Source organism: Agarivorans sp. TSD2052 (assembly GCF_023238625.1).
Lineage (GTDB): Bacteria > Pseudomonadota > Gammaproteobacteria > Enterobacterales > Celerinatantimonadaceae > Agarivorans.
Genome location: NZ_CP096670.1, coordinates 4,023,408 through 4,045,000, shown reverse-complemented (window position 1 = coordinate 4,045,000; position 21,593 = coordinate 4,023,408). Strand labels below are relative to the sequence as shown.

23 protein-coding genes, 1 tRNA gene and 2 rRNA genes (1 of these 26 only partly in view) are annotated in these 21,593 nt (G+C 45.7%); 23 read left to right on the top strand and 3 right to left on the bottom strand.

The annotated features are described in order from the left end of the window. The 20 genes from M0C34_RS18505 to rplQ all read left to right on the top strand — a co-directional run. Positions 1 to 2,030 (top strand): 23S ribosomal RNA (locus M0C34_RS18505); it begins 858 nt to the left of the window's first position. 113 nt (positions 2,031 to 2,143) lie between these two features. Next, positions 2,144 to 2,259: ribosomal RNA gene (gene rrf, locus M0C34_RS18500) — 5S ribosomal RNA — on the top strand. Between the two features lie 43 nt (positions 2,260 to 2,302). Beyond that, a tRNA-Thr gene (locus tag M0C34_RS18495) sits at positions 2,303 to 2,378 on the top strand. Positions 2,379 to 2,699: 321 nt separating this feature from the next. After that, a complete protein-coding gene (gene rplN, locus M0C34_RS18490; protein ID WP_137673757.1) occupies positions 2,700 to 3,068 on the top strand; it encodes a 50S ribosomal protein L14 in 369 nt (122 codons plus the stop codon). 11 nt (positions 3,069 to 3,079) lie between these two features. Then, positions 3,080 to 3,394 carry a 50S ribosomal protein L24 gene (gene rplX / locus M0C34_RS18485; protein WP_248713130.1) on the top strand — a complete coding sequence of 105 codons (315 nt, stop codon included), beginning with the start codon at positions 3,080 to 3,082 and terminating at the stop codon, positions 3,392 to 3,394. A gap of 12 nt (positions 3,395 to 3,406) precedes the next feature. After that, on the top strand, positions 3,407 to 3,946 hold the full coding sequence (gene rplE, locus M0C34_RS18480; protein ID WP_248713129.1) for a 50S ribosomal protein L5: 540 nt from the start codon (positions 3,407 to 3,409) through the stop codon (positions 3,944 to 3,946). Between the two features lie 12 nt (positions 3,947 to 3,958). After that, a complete protein-coding gene (rpsN, locus tag M0C34_RS18475) occupies positions 3,959 to 4,264 on the top strand; it encodes a 30S ribosomal protein S14 (protein ID WP_248713128.1) in 306 nt (101 codons plus the stop codon). Between the two features lie 26 nt (positions 4,265 to 4,290). Continuing rightward, positions 4,291 to 4,683 (top strand): 30S ribosomal protein S8, encoded by a 393-nt coding sequence (gene rpsH, locus M0C34_RS18470; protein ID WP_137673761.1) that lies wholly within the window; start codon positions 4,291 to 4,293, stop codon positions 4,681 to 4,683. Positions 4,684 to 4,698: 15 nt separating this feature from the next. Beyond that, a complete protein-coding gene (rplF, locus tag M0C34_RS18465) occupies positions 4,699 to 5,226 on the top strand; it encodes a 50S ribosomal protein L6 (RefSeq protein ID WP_248713127.1) in 528 nt (175 codons plus the stop codon). 9 nt (positions 5,227 to 5,235) lie between these two features. Continuing rightward, entirely contained in the window at positions 5,236 to 5,586 is a 351-nt protein-coding gene (gene rplR / locus M0C34_RS18460) for a 50S ribosomal protein L18 (protein WP_248713126.1), read from the top strand. Positions 5,587 to 5,596: 10 nt separating this feature from the next. After that, positions 5,597 to 6,100 (top strand): 30S ribosomal protein S5, encoded by a 504-nt coding sequence (rpsE, locus tag M0C34_RS18455; protein WP_016402136.1) that lies wholly within the window; start codon positions 5,597 to 5,599, stop codon positions 6,098 to 6,100. A gap of 6 nt (positions 6,101 to 6,106) precedes the next feature. Next, on the top strand, positions 6,107 to 6,289 hold the full coding sequence (gene rpmD / locus M0C34_RS18450) for a 50S ribosomal protein L30 (RefSeq protein ID WP_248713125.1): 183 nt from the start codon (positions 6,107 to 6,109) through the stop codon (positions 6,287 to 6,289). 2 nt (positions 6,290 to 6,291) lie between these two features. After that, positions 6,292 to 6,726: a 50S ribosomal protein L15 gene (gene rplO, locus M0C34_RS18445; protein ID WP_248713124.1), complete on the top strand. Its 435-nt coding sequence runs from the start codon at positions 6,292 to 6,294 to the stop codon at positions 6,724 to 6,726. Positions 6,727 to 6,735: 9 nt separating this feature from the next. Beyond that, a complete protein-coding gene (gene secY / locus M0C34_RS18440) occupies positions 6,736 to 8,061 on the top strand; it encodes a preprotein translocase subunit SecY (protein WP_248713123.1) in 1,326 nt (441 codons plus the stop codon). 41 nt (positions 8,062 to 8,102) lie between these two features. Next, on the top strand, positions 8,103 to 8,216 hold the full coding sequence (rpmJ, locus tag M0C34_RS18435; RefSeq protein WP_000868186.1) for a 50S ribosomal protein L36: 114 nt from the start codon (positions 8,103 to 8,105) through the stop codon (positions 8,214 to 8,216). A 110-nt stretch (positions 8,217 to 8,326) separates the two neighbouring features. Then, entirely contained in the window at positions 8,327 to 8,683 is a 357-nt protein-coding gene (gene rpsM / locus M0C34_RS18430; protein WP_055733904.1) for a 30S ribosomal protein S13, read from the top strand. Positions 8,684 to 8,696: 13 nt separating this feature from the next. Continuing rightward, positions 8,697 to 9,086 (top strand): 30S ribosomal protein S11, encoded by a 390-nt coding sequence (gene rpsK / locus M0C34_RS18425; protein WP_016402131.1) that lies wholly within the window; start codon positions 8,697 to 8,699, stop codon positions 9,084 to 9,086. A gap of 26 nt (positions 9,087 to 9,112) precedes the next feature. Next, the gene (rpsD, locus tag M0C34_RS18420; RefSeq protein WP_248713122.1) at positions 9,113 to 9,733 is read left to right on the top strand and encodes a 30S ribosomal protein S4; all 621 of its coding nucleotides are present in this window, start codon (positions 9,113 to 9,115) and stop codon (positions 9,731 to 9,733) included. Between the two features lie 23 nt (positions 9,734 to 9,756). Further along, positions 9,757 to 10,743 (top strand): DNA-directed RNA polymerase subunit alpha, encoded by a 987-nt coding sequence (locus tag M0C34_RS18415; RefSeq protein ID WP_248713121.1) that lies wholly within the window; start codon positions 9,757 to 9,759, stop codon positions 10,741 to 10,743. Positions 10,744 to 10,783: 40 nt separating this feature from the next. Continuing rightward, positions 10,784 to 11,176: a 50S ribosomal protein L17 gene (rplQ, locus tag M0C34_RS18410; protein WP_221075767.1), complete on the top strand. Its 393-nt coding sequence runs from the start codon at positions 10,784 to 10,786 to the stop codon at positions 11,174 to 11,176. Between the two features lie 255 nt (positions 11,177 to 11,431). On the opposite strand, the gene M0C34_RS18405 is transcribed toward rplQ, so the two are convergent. After that, positions 11,432 to 12,694 carry a cyclic di-GMP phosphodiesterase gene (locus tag M0C34_RS18405; protein WP_248713120.1) on the bottom strand — a complete coding sequence of 421 codons (1,263 nt, stop codon included), beginning with the start codon at positions 12,692 to 12,694 and terminating at the stop codon, positions 11,432 to 11,434. Positions 12,695 to 12,851: 157 nt separating this feature from the next. On the opposite strand from M0C34_RS18405, the gene metA reads away from it, so the two are divergent. The 3 genes from metA (at position 12,852) to mgtE (ending at position 19,151) form a co-directional block, all read left to right on the top strand. Beyond that, entirely contained in the window at positions 12,852 to 13,793 is a 942-nt protein-coding gene (gene metA / locus M0C34_RS18400) for a homoserine O-acetyltransferase MetA (protein WP_248713119.1), read from the top strand. 89 nt (positions 13,794 to 13,882) lie between these two features. Further along, the gene (metH, locus tag M0C34_RS18395; protein WP_248713118.1) at positions 13,883 to 17,563 is read left to right on the top strand and encodes a methionine synthase; all 3,681 of its coding nucleotides are present in this window, start codon (positions 13,883 to 13,885) and stop codon (positions 17,561 to 17,563) included. A 250-nt stretch (positions 17,564 to 17,813) separates the two neighbouring features. Continuing rightward, positions 17,814 to 19,151: a magnesium transporter gene (mgtE, locus tag M0C34_RS18390; RefSeq protein ID WP_248713117.1), complete on the top strand. Its 1,338-nt coding sequence runs from the start codon at positions 17,814 to 17,816 to the stop codon at positions 19,149 to 19,151. A gap of 65 nt (positions 19,152 to 19,216) precedes the next feature. Here mgtE and M0C34_RS18385 read toward each other — a convergent pair whose 3' ends face one another. Further along, the gene (locus M0C34_RS18385; RefSeq protein WP_248713116.1) at positions 19,217 to 19,564 is read right to left on the bottom strand and encodes a hypothetical protein; all 348 of its coding nucleotides are present in this window, start codon (positions 19,562 to 19,564) and stop codon (positions 19,217 to 19,219) included. A gap of 74 nt (positions 19,565 to 19,638) precedes the next feature. Beyond that, the gene (locus tag M0C34_RS18380; protein ID WP_248713115.1) at positions 19,639 to 21,561 is read right to left on the bottom strand and encodes an ABC transporter ATP-binding protein; all 1,923 of its coding nucleotides are present in this window, start codon (positions 21,559 to 21,561) and stop codon (positions 19,639 to 19,641) included. Positions 21,562 to 21,593 lie beyond the last annotated feature (32 nt).

The following is a 21,593-nucleotide window of genomic DNA, read 5'->3' as shown; positions in this document are numbered from 1 at the left end:
TTAAGGCTAGGGGGTCATCCCGACTTACCAACCCTTTGCAAACTCCGAATACCACTAAGTACTATCCGGGAGACACACGGCGGGTGCTAACGTCCGTCGTGGAAAGGGAAACAACCCAGACCGTCAGCTAAGGTCCCAAAGTCATAGCTAAGTGGGAAACGATGTGGGAAGGCTTAGACAGCCAGGATGTTGGCTTAGAAGCAGCCATCATTTAAAGAAAGCGTAATAGCTCACTGGTCGAGTCGGCCTGCGCGGAAGATGTAACGGGGCTAAGCTATGCACCGAAGCTACGGGTACTTACTTTGGTAAGTGCGGTAGAGGAGCGTTCTGTAAGCCGTTGAAGGTGAATCGTAAGGTTTGCTGGAGGTATCAGAAGTGCGAATGTTGACATGAGTAACGATAAAGGGGGTGAAAAGCCCCCTCGCCGAAAGACCAAGGTTTCCTGTTCAATGTTAATCAGAGCAGGGTGAGTCGGCCCCTAAGGCGAGACTGAAAAGTGTAGTCGATGGGAAACAGGTTAATATTCCTGTACTTTGTATAATTGCGATGGGAGGACGGAGAAGGCTAGGCCAGCATGGTGATGGTTATCCATGTTTAAGGTTGTAGGCTGGACACTTAGGAAAATCCGGGTGTCTAAGGCTGAGAATTGATGACGAGTGTCTACGGACATGAAGTGGTTGATGCCCTGCTTCCAGGAAAAGTCTCTAAGCTTCAGATTATACGAAACCGTACCCCAAACCGACACAGGTGGTTGGGTAGAGAATACCAAGGCGCTTGAGAGAACTCGGGTGAAGGAACTAGGCAAAATGGTACCGTAACTTCGGGAGAAGGTACGCTCCCGACGGTGATGAGACTTGCTCTCTAAGCTGTTGGGAGTCGCAGATACCAGTTGGCTGCAACTGTTTATTAAAAACACAGCACTGTGCTAAATCGAAAGATGACGTATACGGTGTGACGCCTGCCCGGTGCCGGAAGGTTAATTGATGTGGTTAGCGCAAGCGAAGCTATTGATCGAAGCCCCGGTAAACGGCGGCCGTAACTATAACGGTCCTAAGGTAGCGAAATTCCTTGTCGGGTAAGTTCCGACCTGCACGAATGGCGTAATGATGGCCAAGCTGTCTCCACCCGAGACTCAGTGAAATTGAAATTGCCGTGAAGATGCGGTGTACCCGCGGCTAGACGGAAAGACCCCGTGAACCTTTACTACAGCTTGACACTGAACATTGACCCTACATGTGTAGGATAGGTGGGAGGCTTTGAAGCGTTGTCGCTAGATGATGTGGAGCCGACCTTGAAATACCACCCTTGTAGTGTTGATGTTCTAACGTTGGTCCCTTATCGGGATTGCGGACAGTGTCTGGTGGGTAGTTTGACTGGGGCGGTCTCCTCCCAAAGAGTAACGGAGGAGCACGAAGGTTGGCTAAGTACGGTCGGACATCGTACGGTTAGTGCAATGGCATAAGCCAGCTTAACTGCGAGACAGACACGTCGAGCAGGTACGAAAGTAGGTCATAGTGATCCGGTGGTTCTGTATGGAAGGGCCATCGCTCAACGGATAAAAGGTACTCCGGGGATAACAGGCTGATACCGCCCAAGAGTTCATATCGACGGCGGTGTTTGGCACCTCGATGTCGGCTCATCACATCCTGGGGCTGAAGTCGGTCCCAAGGGTATGGCTGTTCGCCATTTAAAGTGGTACGCGAGCTGGGTTTAGAACGTCGTGAGACAGTTCGGTCCCTATCTGCCGTGGGCGTTTGAGAATTGAAAGGAGCTGCTCCTAGTACGAGAGGACCGGAGTGGACGAACCGCTGGTGTTTGGGTTGTTATGCCAATAGCATTGCCCAGTAGCTACGTTCGGAACTGATAACCGCTGAAAGCATCTAAGCGGGAAGCAGGCCTTGAGATTAATTCTCACTAGGACTTTAAGTCCTCTGAAGGGCCGTTGGAGACTACAACGTTGATAGGCAAGGTGTGTAAGTGCTGTGAGGCATTGAGCTAACTTGTACTAATTACCCGTGAGGCTTAACCATACAACACCCAAGTGGTGTTGCTTATAGATATCTTATTTTTTAAGACCAAGAGTACTTGTTATACTCGTGGGATGTTTTCAGCTTTTTCGAATGTTAAAGACAACAAGTTTTTGCCTGGTGGCAATAGCGTTGTGGACCCACCTGAACCCATGCCGAACTCAGAAGTGAAACGCAACTGCGCCGATGATAGTGTGGGGTCTCCCCATGTGAAAGTAGGTCACTGCCAGGCGCCTATTCTATAAAAACCCAGCTAACGGCTGGGTTTTTAGTTCGCTGATATAGCTCAGTTGGTAGAGCGCACCCTTGGTAAGGGTGAGGTCGGCAGTTCGAATCTGCCTATCAGCACCATATTCAGAAAGGCCCGGCATTAAGCTGGGCCTTTTTGTTTTTTCGGTCTATTAAATGACCGAATTAGCGAGTTAGAAAGAAGTTACTTGACAGCTTTCTAACGATTCAAGCGAAATTAAGCTCATTTTTCACCTTTTCGAGGTGTAAATTTTGAAGGTAAGTTATTGTTTAATATGGCTTTAAATGTTTAATTAAACAAATTTTAGACAATCCTACCAATTCAAAATTTAGGGTGTTATAATTTCGCGCCCTTTAATTAGGCAGCCAGAGATCTCAGCGCTAATTGTTGGGATCAGTTGTAACAAATAGCGGAGCACTGAAATGATCCAAATGCAATCTACTATGGACGTGGCGGATAATTCCGGCGCGCGCCGTGTACAGTGTATTAAGGTCCTAGGTGGTTCGCACCGCCGCTATGCACGAATTGGCGACATCATTAAAGTTACTGTAAAGGAAGCAATTCCACGCGGTAAAGTTAAGAAAGGTGACGTTATGAATGCAGTGGTAGTGCGTACTAGAAAAGGCGTACGTCGTCCTGATGGTTCTGTAATTCGTTTTGACCGCAATGCTGCGGTTATCTTGAATGCAAACAATCAGCCTATTGGTACTCGTATCTTTGGTCCTGTGACACGCGAACTGCGAAATGAGCAGTTCATGAAAATTGTGTCTCTAGCACCAGAAGTACTTTAAGGAGTCCAATAATGGCTAATAAAATCCAGAAAGGCGATGAAGTAATAGTTATTGCAGGTAAAGACAAAGGCAAACGCGGTAGCGTAACCAAAGTTTTAGCCAACGGTAAACTATTCGTTGATGGCGTGAACTTGATCAAGAAACACCAAAAGCCAAACCCTCAATTGGGTGTTGCTGGCGGTATCGTTGAGAAAGAAGCGGCCCTTGATGCATCAAACGTAGCGATGTTTAACCCTGCCACTGGCAAGGGTGATCGTATTGGTTTTCGATTTGAAGACGACAAAAAAGTTCGTGTATTCAAATCGTCTAATGAAATTGTAAAGTAACTGGAGTTAACGATGGCGAAACTGCATGACCTATATAAGGAAACTGTAACGCCTGAACTCGTAAAGGAGTTCGGTTACAAATCCATCATGCAAGTCCCTCGGATTGAGAAAATCACCCTTAACATGGGTGTGGGTGAAGCGGTTAATGACAAGAAAGTACTAGAGCACGCAATTGCCGATCTAGCAGCTATCTCAGGTCAAAAACCACTGATCACCAAAGCTCGTAAATCTGTAGCAGGCTTTAAGATCCGTGATGGATACCCAATTGGTTGTAAAGTAACTCTACGCGGTGAGCGTATGTGGGAGTTTTTAGAGCGTTTGATTTCAATCGCAATTCCTCGTGTTCGAGATTTCCGTGGTTTGAATGCTAAGTCATTCGATGGCCGTGGTAATTACAGCATGGGTGTGCGTGAGCAAATCATCTTCCCTGAAATTGACTATGACAAAGTTGATAAGGTTCGTGGTATGGATGTAACCATCACTACTACTGCCGAAACCAACGAGGAAGGCCGCGCTCTGCTGGCTGCCTTTAACTTCCCATTCCGTAAGTAAGGTAGAGTAGTTATGGCTAAACAATCAATGAAAGCTCGTGAAGCGAAGCGTACAGTTACTGTAGCTCGTTTCGCAGAAAAGCGCGCAGCGCTTAAAGCGATTATTAGCAGCGTACACAGCTCTGATGAAGAGCGTTGGGACGCAGTACTAAAATTGCAATCGTTACCTCGTGATTCAAGTCGGTCTCGTCAGCGTAACCGCTGTAACGTAACCGGCCGTCCTCATGGCTACCTACGTAAATTCGGCCTAAGCCGTATTAAATTGCGTGAAGCGATGATGCGCGGTGAGGTTCCTGGTCTTAAGAAAGCCAGTTGGTAATCCACTTAATTACGGAGTAAACGATTATGAGCATGCAAGATCCTATTGCGGATATGTTGACTCGCGTTCGCAACGGTCAATCGGCAAATAAAGTATCTGTTGTTATGCCTTCATCTAAAGTAAAAGTGGCAATTGCTAACTTGTTACAAGAAGAAGGTTACATCACAGGATACGCTGTGACTGGTGACGTGAAAAAGTCATTAGAAGTTACCCTCAAGTATTTTGAAGGTAAAAAAGTTATTGAAAAGATTGAACGTGTAAGCCGTCCAGGTCTACGCATTTATAAAGGTGCTAAAGACCTACCTAAAGTTATGGGTGGCCTTGGTGTTGCAATCATTTCTACATCTAAAGGCGTGATGACTGACCGTGCGGCGCGTAAAGCCGGCATGGGCGGTGAAATCGTCTGTTACGTAGCTTAACCGGAGGTAGGTAATATGTCTCGAGTAGCCAAGGCTCCCGTTACAATTCCTGCTGGCGTTGAAGTAACTCTCAACGGCCAAGAATTAACGGTTAAAGGTAGCAAAGGTACATTGACTCGCGTATTTAATGACGCGGTTGTTGTAACGAAAGAAGAAAACGAACTTAAGTTTGCTGTAGTTGAAGGTGCTTCAACTGCTCAAGCTGGTACAGCTCGTGCTCTAAGCAACAACATGGTTGTTGGCGTTACAGCTGGGTTTGAGAAAAAACTTACATTATTAGGTGTAGGTTACCGTGCTGCTGTTAAAGGCAACGTAGTAAACCTAACATTAGGTTTTTCTCATCCTGTAGAGTACACCTTAGCAGAAGGTGTAACAGCAGAGTGTCCATCACAGACTGAAATCGTACTGAAAGGTGCTGATAAGCAAGTCGTTGGTCAGGTAGCAGCAGATATTCGTGCGTTCCGTCCGCCAGAGCCTTACAAAGGCAAAGGTGTTCGTTACTCAGATGAAAATGTCCGCCGTAAAGAGGCTAAGAAGAAGTAGGTTAACACTATGGATAAGAAAATTGCTCGTCTGCGTCGTGCAACACGCACTCGCAAAGCTATGCAAGAGTTGGGTAAAACCCGCCTGGTGATTCACCGTACTCCGCGCCATATTTACGCGCAGGTGATTGCACCTGATGCAACGGTTCTTGCCACAGCATCAACAGTAGATAAAGCCGTTTCTGAAGGGCTTGAAAGTTTAAGTAACGTAGCTGCCGCTACAGCCGTAGGTAAAGCAATTGCTGAGCGTGCTGCTGAAAAAGGTATTACGTCTGTAGCTTTCGATCGTTCAGGCTTTAAGTATCACGGCCGCGTTGCTGCGCTTGCAGAAGCTGCACGTGAAGCTGGTCTTCAGTTCTAAGGAGTGAGTCATGTCTAAATTTGAAGCACAAGCCGGTAGTGATCTGAATGAAAAGCTTATCGCTGTAAACCGTGTGTCAAAAGTAGTTAAAGGTGGTCGTATCTTCAGTTTCACTGCTCTAACAGTAGTGGGTGACGGTAACGGTCGCGTAGGGTTTGGTTATGGTAAAGCACGTGAAGTTCCTGCTGCTATTCAAAAAGCAATGGAAAAAGCGCGTCGTAACCTTACTAGTGTACAGCTGAGAGGCACTACACTGCAGCATCCTATTAAGGGTCGCCACTCTGGGTCGCGTGTTTACATGCAACCTGCATCAGAGGGTACTGGTATTATTGCCGGTGGTGCGATGCGTGCTGTTCTAGAAGTTGCTGGTGTGCAGAACGTATTGTCTAAGGCATACGGTTCTACTAACCCAATCAACATTGTTCGCGCTACTATCGACGCTCTTGAGAATATGCATTCTCCACAAGACGTTGCTGCGAAGCGTGGCCTAAGCGTCCAAGAAATTCTGGGGTAATAAGCCATGTCGAACAAAATTAAAGTAACACAGACTAAAAGCAGTATTGGGCGTTTGCCTAAGCACCGCGCAACCTTAACGGGTTTAGGTCTTCGTCGCATTAACCATACTGTAGAATTAGAGGATACTCCTTGTATTCGCGGTATGATTAATAAAGTTTATTACATGGTTAAGGTTGAGGGAGAATAATCATGCGTTTGAATACTCTTTCTCCAGCAGCTGGCTCAAAGCCAGCCGCTAAACGTGTAGGACGTGGTATTGGTTCTGGTTTGGGTAAAACTGGTGGTCGCGGACACAAAGGTCAGAAGTCTCGTTCTGGCGGTAGTGTTCGTCCAGGTTTCGAAGGCGGTCAAATGCCTTTGAAACAACGTTTGCCTAAATTTGGTTTTACTTCACGTAAATCAATGGTAACTGCTGAAGTTCGTACTAGCGAGCTAGCTAAAGTTACTGCTGACGTGGTAGATTTGGACGCTTTGAAAGCTGCTGGTCTTATTACTCGCAACATTAAGTTTGCAAAAGTAGTATTATCTGGCGAAGTAAAAGCACCAGTTACCTTACGTGGCCTGCGTGTAACTAAAGGCGCACTGGCAGCTATTGAAGCTGCTGGCGGTAAAATCGAGGAATAAGTACAAAACATGGCTAAGAATCCAGGAACAGCATCAGCAAGTGCACAAGGCGGCTTAAGCGAGCTTAAGAGTCGTTTACTATTTGTGCTTGGGGCCATTATTGTGTTCCGAGCGGGCTCCTTTGTGCCGTTACCTGGGATTGATGCCGCTGTACTGGCCGCGTTGTTTGACCAGCAAAAGGGTACCATTCTGGAAATGTTTAACATGTTTTCAGGTGGTGCACTTTCACGTGCTTCTATATTTGCGTTAGGTATCATGCCGTATATTTCGGCATCGATTATTATCCAGTTATTGACAGTTGTTCACCCAACCCTTGCTGAACTTAAAAAGGAAGGCGAGTCGGGTAGACGTAAGATTAGTCAATACACGCGTTATAGCACACTGGTTTTAGCAACATTTCAAGCTATAGGTATTGCTACTGGCTTACCTAATATGATGGCTGGTCTGGTGATTAACCCAGGTCTTCCATTCTATTTCACTGCGGTGGTTAGCTTGGTAACAGGAACAATGTTCCTGATGTGGTTAGGTGAGCAAATTACTGAACGCGGTATCGGCAACGGGATTTCGATCCTAATCTTTGCTGGTATTGTGGCAGGATTGCCTTCTGCAATCGGTCAGACGGCTGAGCAGGCGCGTCAAGGAGAGTTGCACTTATTGTTACTCTTGTTCATCGTTGCTCTTGTATTTGCGGTGACCTTCTTTGTGGTATTTGTAGAACGTGGACAACGTCGTATCGTTGTTAACTACGCAAAACGCCAACAAGGTCGCAAAGTGTTTGCTGCGCAAAGTACACATTTACCACTTAAGGTGAACATGGCCGGGGTTATCCCAGCAATTTTCGCTTCAAGTATTATTCTGTTCCCTGGTACATTGGCACAGTGGTTTGGTCAAACTGAAGGTTTATCTTTCTTATCTGACCTGTCATTGACGCTACAACCTGGGCAACCGTTATATGTGTTCTTATATGCAGCTGCTATCATTTTCTTTTGTTTCTTCTATACTGCGTTGGTGTTTAACCCTCGCGAAACAGCAGACAACTTGAAGAAGAGTGGTGCATTCATCCCGGGTATCCGCCCTGGTGAACAAACCTCGCGATACATCGACAAGGTGATGACTCGTTTAACCCTAGCTGGTGCTTTGTACATCACGTTTGTATGTTTAATTCCTGAGTTTATGATGATCGGAATGAACGTTCAGTTCTACTTCGGTGGTACTTCACTACTTATTGTAGTGGTGGTTATCATGGACTTTATGGCTCAGGTTCAAACCCATTTGATGTCTCATCAATATGGTTCGGCCCTGAAAAAAGCTAATCTTAAAGGTTACGGCCGTTAGGTCGCCCTTGAGATTGGTCTTTAACTTTTACGGAGATAGCAATGAAAGTACGTGCATCCGTTAAGAAAATCTGCCGTAACTGTAAAGTTATCAAGCGCAACGGTGTTGTGCGAGTAATTTGCAGTGAGCCAAAGCATAAACAGCGCCAAGGCTAGTTAGTAGATTTCAAGACAATATTATTTGCAATGTGGTCATCTGTTGAGTATCCTTACGGGCTTTTCACAGATGGCCTTCGTTTTAACACGAAAATTATAGGAGTGTGCCAATGGCCCGTATAGCCGGCATTAACATTCCTGATCAGAAGCATGCAGTTATCGCTTTAACTGCAATCTTCGGTATTGGCTTAACCCGCTCACAACAGATTTGTGCGGCAGCTGGTATTGCAGAAGATGTAAAGATCAGAGAATTAGACGAAACACAAATTGACAAACTTCGTGACGAAGTAGCTAAATTCACCGTTGAAGGTGATCTACGCCGTGAAGTTTCTATGAACATTAAGCGTCTGATGGACCTCGGTTGTTACCGTGGACTTCGTCACCGTCGCAGTTTGCCCCTTCGCGGTCAGCGCACTAAAACAAATGCGCGCACCCGTAAAGGTCCTCGCAAACCTATTAAGAAATAAGGGGTGAGTGACAATGGCTAAAACTCCGACTCGCGCACGTAAGCGCGTAAAAAAACAAGTTGCTGATGGCATGGCTCATATCCATGCTTCTTTCAACAATACTATCGTGACTATCACTGATCGTCAGGGCAACGCGTTATCTTGGGCTACCGCAGGTGGTTCAGGTTTCCGTGGTTCACGTAAGTCTACCCCGTTCGCTGCACAGGTTGCTGCTGAACGTGCTGCTGAAGCAGCTAAAGACTACGGCCTTAAAAACGTAGAAGTGTTTGTAAACGGCCCAGGTCCTGGTCGTGAGTCTTCAATCCGTGCATTACATGCTGCGGGTTTCCGTGTGACTAACATCACCGACGTGACTCCGATTCCACACAATGGTTGTCGTCCACCAAAGAAACGCCGCGTGTAGTTTCTGGATAGATTGGAGAAAGAAAAATGGCAAGATATTTAGGTCCAAAGCTTAAACTTAGCCGTCGTGAAGGTACCGATCTTTTCTTGAAAAGTGGTGTTCGCGCGATCGACACAAAGTGTAAGCTGGATACAGCACCTGGACAACATGGTGCACGTAAAGCGCGTCTTTCAGACTACGGTTTACAGCTTCGTGAGAAGCAAAAAGTTCGTCGTTTATACGGCATTCTTGAAAAGCAATTCCGCAACTACTACAAAGCTGCTGCTCGCCTTAAAGGCAACACCGGTGAGAACTTGTTGCAATTGTTAGAGAGTCGTTTAGATAACGTTGTTTACCGTATGGGCTTTGGTGCTACTCGCGCTGAATCTCGTCAACTAGTTAGCCACAAAGCTATCTTAGTTAACGGTCAAGTGGTTAATATTCCTTCTTACAAGGTATTACCTGAAGACGTTATCAGTGTTCGCGAAAAATCTAAGAAGCAAGCGCGTATCGTTGCATCATTAGAAATCGCTGGGCAACGTGAAGCGGCATCGTGGGTAGAAGTAGACGCAACTAAGATGGAAGGTGCTTTTAAACGCCTACCTGAGCGCGCTGACTTGTCTGCGGAAATTAACGAACAGCTGATCGTCGAACTTTACTCTAAGTAAAGTTGAATTATAGAGAGGACACAATGCAGGGTTCTGTAACAGAGTTTCTAAAACCAAGGCTAGTTGAGATCGAACAAGTTAGCCCAACTCGTGCAAAGGTTACGCTTGAGCCATTAGAGCGTGGTTTTGGCCATACTTTAGGTAATGCTCTTCGTCGTATTCTTTTATCTTCTATGCCTGGATGTGCGGTAACTGAAGTTGAAATCGACGGCGTGCTGCATGAGTACAGCAGTAAGGAAGGCGTACAAGAGGATATCTTGGAAATCTTGCTTAACCTTAAAGGTATTGCTGTAAAGTTAGAAGGCAAAGACGAAGTTACTCTTAGTCTTGCCAAGTCTGGAGCAGGTCCTGTGGTTGCAGGCGACATTCAGCACGACGCTGATGTCGAAATCACTAATCCTGAGCACGTTATTTGTCACTTGAGCAGCAACGCTGAAATCAGCATGCGAATCAAGGTAGAACGTGGTCGCGGTTACGTACCAGCTTCAGTTCGGGTTCATTCTGAAGATGAAGAGCGTCCTATCGGTCGTTTGCTTGTAGATTCGGCTTACAGCCCAGTTGAGCGTATTGCTTACACTGTGGAAGCTGCCCGTGTTGAGCAACGTACTGACTTGGACAAATTGGTTATCGATATGGAAACCAATGGTACTCTTGATCCAGAAGAAGCTATCCGCCGCAGTGCAACAATTCTTGCAGAGCAGTTGGATGCCTTCGTTGACTTACGTGATGTAAGTGAGCCTGAAGAGAAAGAAGAGAAGCCAGAGTTTGATCCAATCCTGCTTCGTCCTGTCGATGATCTAGAGTTGACAGTTCGCTCTGCTAACTGTTTGAAGGCAGAAGCGATTCATTACATTGGTGACTTGGTACAGCGTACCGAAGTTGAGCTACTTAAAACACCTAACTTAGGTAAGAAGTCGCTTACAGAAATCAAAGATGTTCTAGCATCACGTGGTCTGTCTCTAGGTATGCGCCTAGAAAACTGGCCGCCAGCTAGTATCGCTGATAAGTAAAGTCACTAGTTTTAACGTCTTATTATAGAAGGATAAGGTCATGCGCCATCGTCAGAGTGGTCGTCAATTGAACCGAAATAGTAGCCATCGTCAGGCTATGTTCCGGAATATGGCCAGTTCATTGGTTCGCCATGAAGTTATCAAGACAACATTGCCTAAAGCCAAAGAGCTTCGTCGTGTTGTTGAGCCATTAATTACATTGGCTAAAAATGACAGTGTAGCTAACCGTCGTCTTGCTTTTGCTCGTACTCGCGATGCAGAAGTAGTTGGCAAGCTATTCGCTGAAATTGGCCCACGATTCAAAGAACGTGCAGGCGGTTATACTCGCATTTTAAAATGTGGTTTCCGTGCTGGCGACAATGCCCCTATGGCATACATTGAGTTGTTGGACCGTCCAGAAGTTGAAGAAGTTGCTGAAGAAGCGGCTGAGTAAACTCGGACACCAAGCTTAAAAAGCCGGACTTAGGTCCGGCTTTTTTTTTACCTAAAATTTGCTAGCAACAATATAGTAAAGGTCGTTAAGCTCCATTGCTCAACGCTCAACGCTCAACGCTCAACGCTCAACGCTCAACGCTCAACGCTCAACGCTCAACGCTCAACGCTCAACGCTCAACGCTCAACGCTCAACGCTCAACGCTCAACGCTCAACGCTTAACGCTTAACGCTCTACGTCACCTATAAGCGTCATCTATAAGCGTTTATTGTGGTCGAAGTAGTAGGATATTCGAGCTCTAGGGTTTAAATACTCAAAAATGGCTTCTGGTAGCGCGCTTGGTTTTAACGCCTTTTCTATGGTTAGGCCTGCCGCCTCTAAATCTATGATTGGCGCTTCGGTACGTGGGATATTTGGGTCGTAAACCTGCACTGTAGGAAATAGTAGGCGTTCTGAGTTAACCGACATGACTAAGCCGATTTGTCCTGAACTCAATTGCACTACACTGCCTGGAGGATAGATCCCCAATAGCCTAATTAAGATCCCCAAGTCTGCCGTGTTTAGTTGTTGTTTACGCTGCTTATACAAGTAGGCGATTACGGTAAACGGTATCCGCGATAAGCGAGGGTCTCTAGGGTGGCAAAGGCTGTCGTATTCGTTTACTACGGCAATGAGCTGAGATAAACGGTCGATTTCATCCCCTTTCAGTTTCTGAGGATAGCCGCTACCGTCTAAGTATTCGTGGTGCTGTTGTGCAATTAATTTTACTTGGGGAGGGATAGTCTCCGAGAGTTTAAGAAAGTCTGCACCATACTTAGTATGCATTTTTAATAGGTTAGCTTCTTGCGCGGTGAGCTTTCCTGACTTACGCAAAATTTTGTCAGGAATCTTCATTTTTCCAACATCATGGAATAAACCCGCAATGCCCAGTACCTTAATATCCCGCTCAGAAAAACCGGCTGCTTTTGCCAGCATCATGGCTAAAATAGACACATTCAAACTGTGATAATAGAAGCTATCGGCATCTTTGCTGTCGTTCATTAAGTGGAGAACCACATTTTCACCTGATAGCAAATCATCCGCTAGATTGTTGATGAGAGTGGTGGCATCTTCAACGGCGTTTAGTGGCCTGCTTTTTAGCTTTGACATTACCGCCCGCACTTGAGACATAGAGCGGTCAAACTCTTTTTCTACCTTTTGTAGGTTACGGCGGTAGTTTTTCAGTTCTTCAATTCGCGCGCGTTTTTCTTCCCATAGGGCTTTCTCTGCCTTTTGTGAAACATCTTTGTCAGTGGGAGCGGTTTTGGCGCCATCTTCAATCACGGGGAGTGGGGGCGCGGTACTTTTTTCAGGCACAACGATGACATGCTTTAGCCCCAAATTTCGAATAACCTCAATTTGATCTTGGCTTTTAATCTTAAAGCTTGTGAACATAAACGGGTGTTCTCCCCACTTTACGGGAAGTTTTACAAACACACCTGTCTGTAAGCGTTCAACGCTGAGCTTAATTTCTGCCATGTGCCTTTATAAGATTATTTATTCAGCCTGCATTATGAATAACTATTGGCATAAAATCAGCTGCTTTTAACAAGTTCTAGACATACAGTGTGAACTAACTAAAATAGGCTTCTAGATGTCTAGACATACGTTGCATGTTGTTCGCAAGGAAACTCTTATGCCAATTTGTATCCCTGACCAGTTACCAGCCGCTGAAGTACTGCGTAATGAAAACATATTTATTATGCCAGAGAGTCGCGCTGCTCATCAGGATATACGGCCTTTAGAAGTCGTATTGCTTAATTTAATGCCAAAAAAAATTGAGACCGAAAACCAAATTTTGCGGCTACTGTCTAATTCGCCGCTGCAAGTTAATGTCAGCTTACTGCGAATAAACCATCGCGTGTCTAAAAACACGCCACAGGAGCATATCGATAAATTTTATCGAGATTTTGACAAACTTCGTGAGCGTAACTTTGATGGCTTGGTGATCACCGGCGCACCCTTAGGGCAAGTACCATTTGAAGAGGTGTACTATTGGGACCAAGTCAAAGAGATTATCGATTGGTCGACAACCCATGTTACCTCAACGCTGTATTTATGTTGGGCAGCCCAAGCAGCGTTATATCACTTGTATGGCCTCAACAAACAAACCCGTGATAAAAAACTCTCTGGCGTTTATTGGCATCAAACTAAACATAAACATAATCCTTTGGTGCGAGGTTTTGATGACGCCTTTTTAGCACCTCTGTCTCGTTTCGCACATTTTGACTCCAATTTAATCACTGAAGAAACCGATTTGAAGGTGTTAGCCGATAGTCCCGATGCGGGCAGCTATTTATTTGCCAGTGAAGACTTTAGACAAGTGTTTATCACCGGACATCCAGAATATGCCGCCGATACCCTACATAATGAGTATCTTAGAGACTCACAAGAAGGCTTAAGCCCTAAACTACCGGAAAATTATTATCCGCAGGACGATTGTAATAAGCCGCCCTGTGCAACCTGGCGCAGCCATGGCCATTTACTTTATAACAACTGGCTAAACTACTGTGTGTACCAAATTACCCCATACAATTTGGAAGAGTTAAAACCAAAGTCCGATAATATCTTGAAATAATTTCATATAACTTTAACGCAGCTAAGCCCCGATCGGCAGTGTGCTACACTGCCGAGTCGAAATATCAGCCAAAGAAATAGGATGTTCCCGTGTCAGCAAGGCTACAAATAGAAAACCAACTCTCCCAGCGCATTTTGATCATTGATGGTGGTATGGGAACCATGATTCAGTCTTACAAGTTGGAAGAGGCCGATTACCGTGGTGAGCGCTTTGCTGATTGGCATACCGATGTCAAAGGTAACAATGACATGTTGGTACTTAGTCAGCCTAAAATCATTGCTGATATACACCGAGAATATTTGCTAGCAGGGGCGGATATTCTTGAAACCAACACCTTTAATGCTACGACTATTGCCATGGCCGACTACGACATGGAGAAGTATTCAGCAGAGATTAATCGAGAAGCCGCAAAAATTGCCCGCCAAGTAGCCGACGAAGTGACTGCACAAAACCCAGAACGCCCCCGTTTTGTGGCTGGTGTATTGGGCCCGACTAACCGCACCTGCTCTATTTCTCCTGACGTTAATGATCCTGGTTACCGTAATGTGACATTTAATGAGCTAGTAGAAGCGTATCAAGAATCGACTAAAGCGCTTATTGAAGGTGGTAGTGACCTCATTCTTATCGAAACGATTTTCGATACTTTAAATGCAAAAGCGGCAGTATTCGCGGTTAAGACTGTATATGAAGAGTTAGGTGTAGATTTACCGATAATGATTTCGGGTACCATTACCGATGCGTCGGGGCGTACTCTTAGTGGCCAAACAACCGAAGCCTTTTATAACGCCTTGCGCCATGCTGAACCGGTGAGCATGGGGCTTAACTGTGCGCTAGGCCCAGACGAACTCCGCCAGTACGTTGAAGAGTTAAGCCGGGTGAGTGAGACTTACGTATCGGCGCACCCGAATGCCGGCTTACCCAACGCCTTTGGTGAATATGACCTTGAAGCTGCTGAGATGGCAGAACATATCGGTGAATGGGCGCGAGCAGGCTTCTTAAACTTAGTCGGTGGCTGCTGCGGTACCACGCCACAGCATATCAAGGCGATGGCTGAAGCGGTTGAGGGCGTGGCTCCTCGACAGCTTCCTGAGATCAATGTGGCTTGTCGTTTATCGGGTTTAGAGCCGCTCACCATTACCGCTGAAAGTTTGTTCGTAAACGTAGGTGAGCGTAACAACGTAACCGGTTCAGCTATTTTTAAGCGTCTAATTAAAGACGAAAACTATGATAAGGCCATTGAGATTGCCTTACACCAGGTAGAAAACGGCGCTCAAATTATTGATGTAAATATGGATGAAGGCATGTTGGATTCAAAAGCTGCGATGGTGCGCTTTTTGAACATGCTCGCTTCCGAGCCAGATATCGCCAAAGTACCGGTCATGATTGATTCGTCTAAGTGGGACATTTTAGAAGCGGGTTTACAATGCGTACAAGGCAAGCCGGTTGTTAACTCAATCTCCATGAAAGAGGGGGTTGAACCTTTCATTCAACAAGCTAAAACTCTTCGCAAATATGGTGCAGCGGTGATAGTGATGGCTTTTGATGAAGATGGTCAGGCCGATACTCGCGAACGTAAATTTGAAATTTGCAGTAAGTCTTACGACATACTGGTTAACCAAGTAGGTTTCCCGCCAGAAGATATCATTTTTGATCCCAATATCTTTGCTGTGGCAACCGGTATCGATGAGCACAATAATTATGCCGTAGATTTTATTGAAGCGGTAAAAGATATTAAAGACAATCTGCCACATGCGATGATTTCAGGTGGTGTGTCTAACGTTAGTTTCTCCTTCCGTGGTAATAACCCGGTACGTGAGGCTATTCATGCCGTATTCCTCTATTATGCGATTAAAAATGGCATGGATATGGGCATTGTAAACGCGGCTCAACTGGCTATTTATGAAGATATTCCAAAAGAACTAAAAGACAAAGTTGAAGCGGTTGTTCTTAATACCCACGATAACGCCACTGAAGAATTACTGGAGATCGCCGAGAAGTACCGCGGTGATGGTAGTCAGCAAGAAAATACCCAAGATTTAGAGTGGCGCAGCTGGGATGTAAATAAACGTTTAGAACACGCCTTAGTGAAAGGTATTACTGAATTTATCGAAGACGATACCGAGCTGGCTCGCCAGTCTGTAGACCGACCTTTGCATGTTATTGAAGGTCCGTTGATGGACGGAATGAATGTGGTTGGCGATCTATTTGGTGAAGGTAAAATGTTCTTACCGCAAGTGGTGAAATCGGCACGGGTAATGAAACGAGCAGTCGCCTATTTACAACCCTTTATTGAAGCGGAGAAAGGCGAAGGTCAGCGCTCTAACGGTAAAATTGTGATGGCCACCGTTAAAGGCGACGTGCACGATATTGGCAAAAATATTGTGGGCGTTGTTCTGCAGTGTAATAACTTCGAAGTGATTGACCTCGGCGTGATGGTGTCATGCGACAAGATCTTAAAAGTGGCCAAAGAAGAAAAGGTAGACATGATCGGTTTGTCTGGCCTAATTACGCCATCTTTGGATGAAATGGTACACGTAGCCAAAGAAATGCAACGTACAGGCTTAGACTTACCGCTATTAATTGGTGGTGCCACCACTTCAAAAGCGCATACCGCAGTTAAAATTGAGCAGAATTACGATAAACCCGTGGTCTATGTCTCTAATGCATCGCGCGCGGTTGGTGTGTGTCAGAGCTTGTTGTCGGATGAACTACGTCCAGCTTTTGTCGCCAAGCTTGATAAAGAATACGATATTGTGCGCGAGCAACATGCCCGTAAGCGCCCGCGCACTCCTCCTATTACTTTGGAGCGTGCCCGAGCTAATGGCTTAGCGATTGATTGGCAAAGTTATACCCCCCCAGTGCCTAAGCAATTAGGCATTCAGCAATTTGATGATGTCTCAATTGCTGACATCGAACCTTACATTGATTGGACACCCTTCTTTATGACGTGGTCATTGGCGGGTAAATATCCTCGTATTTTAGAAGACAAAGTGGTTGGCGAAGAAGCTAAGCGCTTGTTTGCCGATGCAAAAGCAATGTTGGAACGCTTTAAGCAAAAAAGGGAAGTTAAAGTCTCAGGAGTATGTGGTTTATTCCCTGCTAACAGCGTGGGTGATGATATTGAGATCTATACCGACGAGTCGCGTAGCGAAGTGTTGGCTATTAGCTCACAATTACGCCAACAAACCGATAAAAAGAAAGGCGTTAATAACTGCTTAGCCGATTTTATAGCCCCAAAATCGAGTGGTAAAGCCGACTACTTTGGCGCTTTTGCGGTCACAGGTGGCATTGGTGAAGACGAGTTAGCCGATATTTATAAGGCTGATGGTGATGACTATAACGCTATTATGGTTAAAGCGATCGCCGATCGTTTAGCAGAAGGTTTTGCTGAATATCTACACGCTAAGGTGCGCAAAGAGTACTGGGCTTATGCGGCCGACGAAGCCTTAAGTTATGAAGAGTTGATTCGAGAAAACTACCAAGGCATTAGACCTGCGCCGGGTTATCCCGCTTGCCCTGAACATACCGAAAAAGGGGTGATCTGGGACTTGTTAGAGGTAGAGAATCGAATTGGCATGGTATTAACTGATAGCTTTGCCATGTGGCCGGGTGCGGCAGTCTCTGGTTGGTATTTTTCTCATCCTGAGAGTCGCTATTTTGCGGTCGCTTCGATTCAGAAAGACCAGGTTGAAGATTATGCTCAGCGCAAAAATATGCGCTTAGAGCAAGCCGAGCGCTGGTTAGCACCAAACTTGGGATATAACACTTAACAATATTGCCTAGAAATACGCTACAACCCGCCTCTCTAGCGCCCCTAAGTCAAGGCTTAGGGGCGACAAAGCGCTTGAATTAGTAGCAGATAAGCCCTACAATTTGCGCCGATTTTATCACTGAGAACCTTCTATGAACCCGGACCCCGATAGTCGAAATTTCAATTGTTTGTTAGATATTAGAAAACCAAATTTTTTCGCGTAGTCCGTCACCTTAGTGCTTGGCTCTATGCGAACGCTGGAGCAGTAAATGGCACACCTTCACCAAAAATTGGAGCTCGCATTAGTTAACCTTGATAAAGGAACTTTGCGCTCAACCTTAGACGAATATCACTTTGCCGACATTGGCCAAGCTTTAGCGGAATTTGAGCCTAAAGAGGCACTTCCGTTAATCTCCATGTTTTCCTTAGGCGATCGCGCTAAGGTTTTTTCCTATTTACCTCCGTATCTGCAAGCTGATGTGGCAGGTTTGATGAAGCGACACAAGTTGGCGGCTTTGTTTTCGCGTATGGACGCCGACGAACGCGCCGACTTATACAATGATTTAGACGAAGAACAGCGGGCGATGGTATTACCTGGCTTAGCTCAGGCCGAGCGTGAAGATTTACGTAAACTGGCCAGCTATGCAGAAGGCACAGCTGGCGCATTAATGACGTCGGATTACGCCACTTTGAAAGAACATTGGTTGGTGAGCCGAGCTTTAAAACAATTACGTTTAGAAGCGCCAGATAAAGAAACCATTTACCAAACTTACGTGATTGATGGGCAGCGACGCTTACTAGGTACTATCTCTTTACGAGAGCTTATTTTGGCTTCGCCCGATACCCAAGTACGTGAGTTGATGCGAACTGAAGTGGTATCTTTGGCTGTAGAAGATAGCCAAGAGCATGCTAGCCAACAAATTCGCCATTATGACCTTCTGGCTTTACCGGTTGTGGATGAACTGCAAAAGTTAGTAGGGATTGTGACTTACGATGATGCCATGGATGCGGCAGTAGAAGAAGCCACTGAAGATGCGCAAAAAAGTGCCTCGGTGGGTAAACTGGATGAAACCGTAGATCGCGTCAGTATTTGGGAGCTCTATCGAAAGCGAGTATTGTGGTTGGTTTTGTTAGTATTTGGTGCCATGTTCTCCGGGGCTGGTATTGCTCATTTTGAAGATACCATTGCTAGTCATGTGGCGCTGGTGTTCTTCCTACCTTTACTGATTGGCAGTGGCGGTAATGCTGGCTCTCAGGCAGCGGCTTTGATGGTTCGGGCACTGGCTACTGGCGAGGTCGATAAAAGCGACTGGTCGAAACTATTTTCGCGTGAATTATTGGTAGGTTTAGCGCTAGGTATCACCATGGCGGTGGCGGTGTACGGTGTCGGCGTATTTAGAGGGGGGGCCGATGTCGCGATGATCGTATCTTTATCGATGGTGATTATTGTATTGGTTGGCTCGTTAGTGGGTTTAAGCCTGCCCTTCCTGCTTAATAAGATCAAGCTTGACCCCGCAACGGCCTCTGGCCCACTGGTGGCAACAATTGCCGACGTATCTGGTGTATTGGTGTACTTCGGACTAGCCAGCGCGATACTGGGCTTGTAAGAGCGCCTGCTTGAACGTTTAGGCTGGAGTTTTAGCGAGCCTAAGGCTCGCTAAAACTCGTGATTTTATACTTTGTCTTTTTTGTTACTAGCTGCAGGGCGAATAAGGCTGACACCCTCGCGGATAATCATCAAACCAACAGTGACTAATTTTACACAAACATATAAAAACACGATGAGCACGATGACCTTGACAAAGGTTTGGAATATCTCGAAAAATTCTTCACTGACTTGGTTATTGATGGCGTCGGTATCTGCCATTAACCAATTGAAGAACCCTTGCATAAATGGTGCATCATGTGGCAATGATACAAGGCTAATCGTTTGCGGTAGCACATAGGCTATTACCGCAATACCCACCACAATCAATGCAATACCTATAAATAATCTTGAGCGGTTAAGCGCCGTGTCCATATACATCCTTGAATTGTTATTAATAGTTTTGTTGTTAGTAGCATTACTCGGCTAAACGTTTTGGTCAAGTAAACTTATTCAGCTTGCTCAATGCCAAAAGCTTGTTGCTGCTGTTCGAGCTGCTCTTGCAAGTCAAACCAGCTTAGCTCAGTTTCTTCAAGTTCGCTTTTTAGTTCAGCTTGTTGTTGTAAACACTGTTGAAGTAGGGCTTTATTGTCGGCCTCATACAGTTCTGGCTCCGCCATTTTTTGTTCCACTTTCTCGAGGGCTTGCTGGGCTTTGGCACTGCGTTTCTCTAAGCTTTCTAATTCTTTACGAATGCCTTTAGTTTGCTGCCTAAACTCGGCTTCACGTCGTTTTTGCTCCTTGCGTAGCCCCACAGAATTGGCGTTAGCACTAGCCCCATTGGCATTACTGTTTTCTGCCCGATTGGCTTGACTTAACCATTGTTGATAATCGTCTAAATCACCGTTAAATGGTGATACACGCTGGCTGTCTACTAAGTAAAATTCATCGGTGGTCGCACGTAACAATGCGCGATCGTGCGATACGATGATCATTGCGCCAGTAAATTCTTGTAATGCTAAGGTGAGTGCGTGGCGCATTTCTAAGTCTAAGTGGTTGGTAGGTTCATCAAGTAGCAATAAGTTGGGTTTCTCCCATACCACGAGGGCTAGCACCAAGCGGGCTTTCTCACCACCACTAAACGGCGCAACGGGTTCTAATGCTTGATCTCCTTGAAAGCCAAAACTTCCTAAATATTTACGTAGTTCAGCTTCGGTAGTATTGGGCGCTATGCGCTGCAAGTGTTGCATGGGAGTGTCATCGGCACGCAATGTTTCTAATTGGTGCTGAGCAAAATAACCGACTTTGGCGGTTTTATTGATTTCAACATTTCCTGCTAGTGCTTTTAGTTCACCCGATAGCAGCTTAATAAAAGTTGATTTACCGGCTCCGTTGCGCCCCAATAAGCCTATTCGGCTGCCAGGGACTAAATTAAATTTCACTTGTTCAAGAATGGTTTTATCAGCGTAACCAGCGCTGACTTTTTCCATCGTTAGTAGCGGTAGAGGCAAGTTATCGGGTTCTCTAAAGTGAAAGCTAAACTGCGAATCAACGTGCGCTTGGCTAATCACTTCCATTTTTTCTAATGCTTTTAAACGGCTTTGTGCTTGCTTGGCTTTACTGGCTTTGTAACGAAAGCGGTCGACAAAGCTTTGCATATGGGCGCGCTCTCGTTGCTGCTTTTCAAACATCGCTTGCTGCTGAGCCAATTGCGTCGCGCGCATTTGCTCAAAGTCGGAATAGCCTCCGGTGTATTCGTTGAGCTTTTGATTCTCAATATGCACGATACGATTAATAATATTGTCTAGAAAATCGCGGTCGTGTGAAATCAGTATTAGCGTACCAGGATAGCGCTTAAGCCATTGCTCTAACCACACTACGGTATCTAAGTCTAAGTGGTTTGTGGGCTCATCAAGCAGTAACAAATCTGAGCGAACCAATAAAGCTTGCGCGAGGTTTAAACGCATCCGCCAACCACCAGAAAAATCACTCACGCTTTGTTGTTGACCGGCTTCGCTAAAGCCCAAGCCTGCTAGCAGTTCAGCGGCTTTGGTTTTTACTTGGTAACCGCCAATGGTATCGAGTTTAGTATGGAGAGTGGCTATAAGCTCACCTTCGCCCGCGTCTTCCGCGGCGGCGATATCATGCTCTAGTTGGCGAAATTCTTGGTCGCCATCAATCACGTAATCAATGGCCTTACGGCTAAGCTCTGGTGTTTCTTGGGCAACACTGGATATGGCCCATTTACTTGGCACACTTAAGTTGCCCGCATCTACATGCAGCTGATTTTTTAACAAGGCAAATAACGATGATTTACCACAACCGTTTTGGCCCACTAAACCTACTTTTTGCCCAGGGTGAATGGTGAGGTTGGTTTCTTCTAAAAGAAATTTGCTGCCGCGTTGCAGGCTAATATTGTTGGCTACGATCATGGTTGTTGCTATGTGCTGCTAAAAGTGTGCAA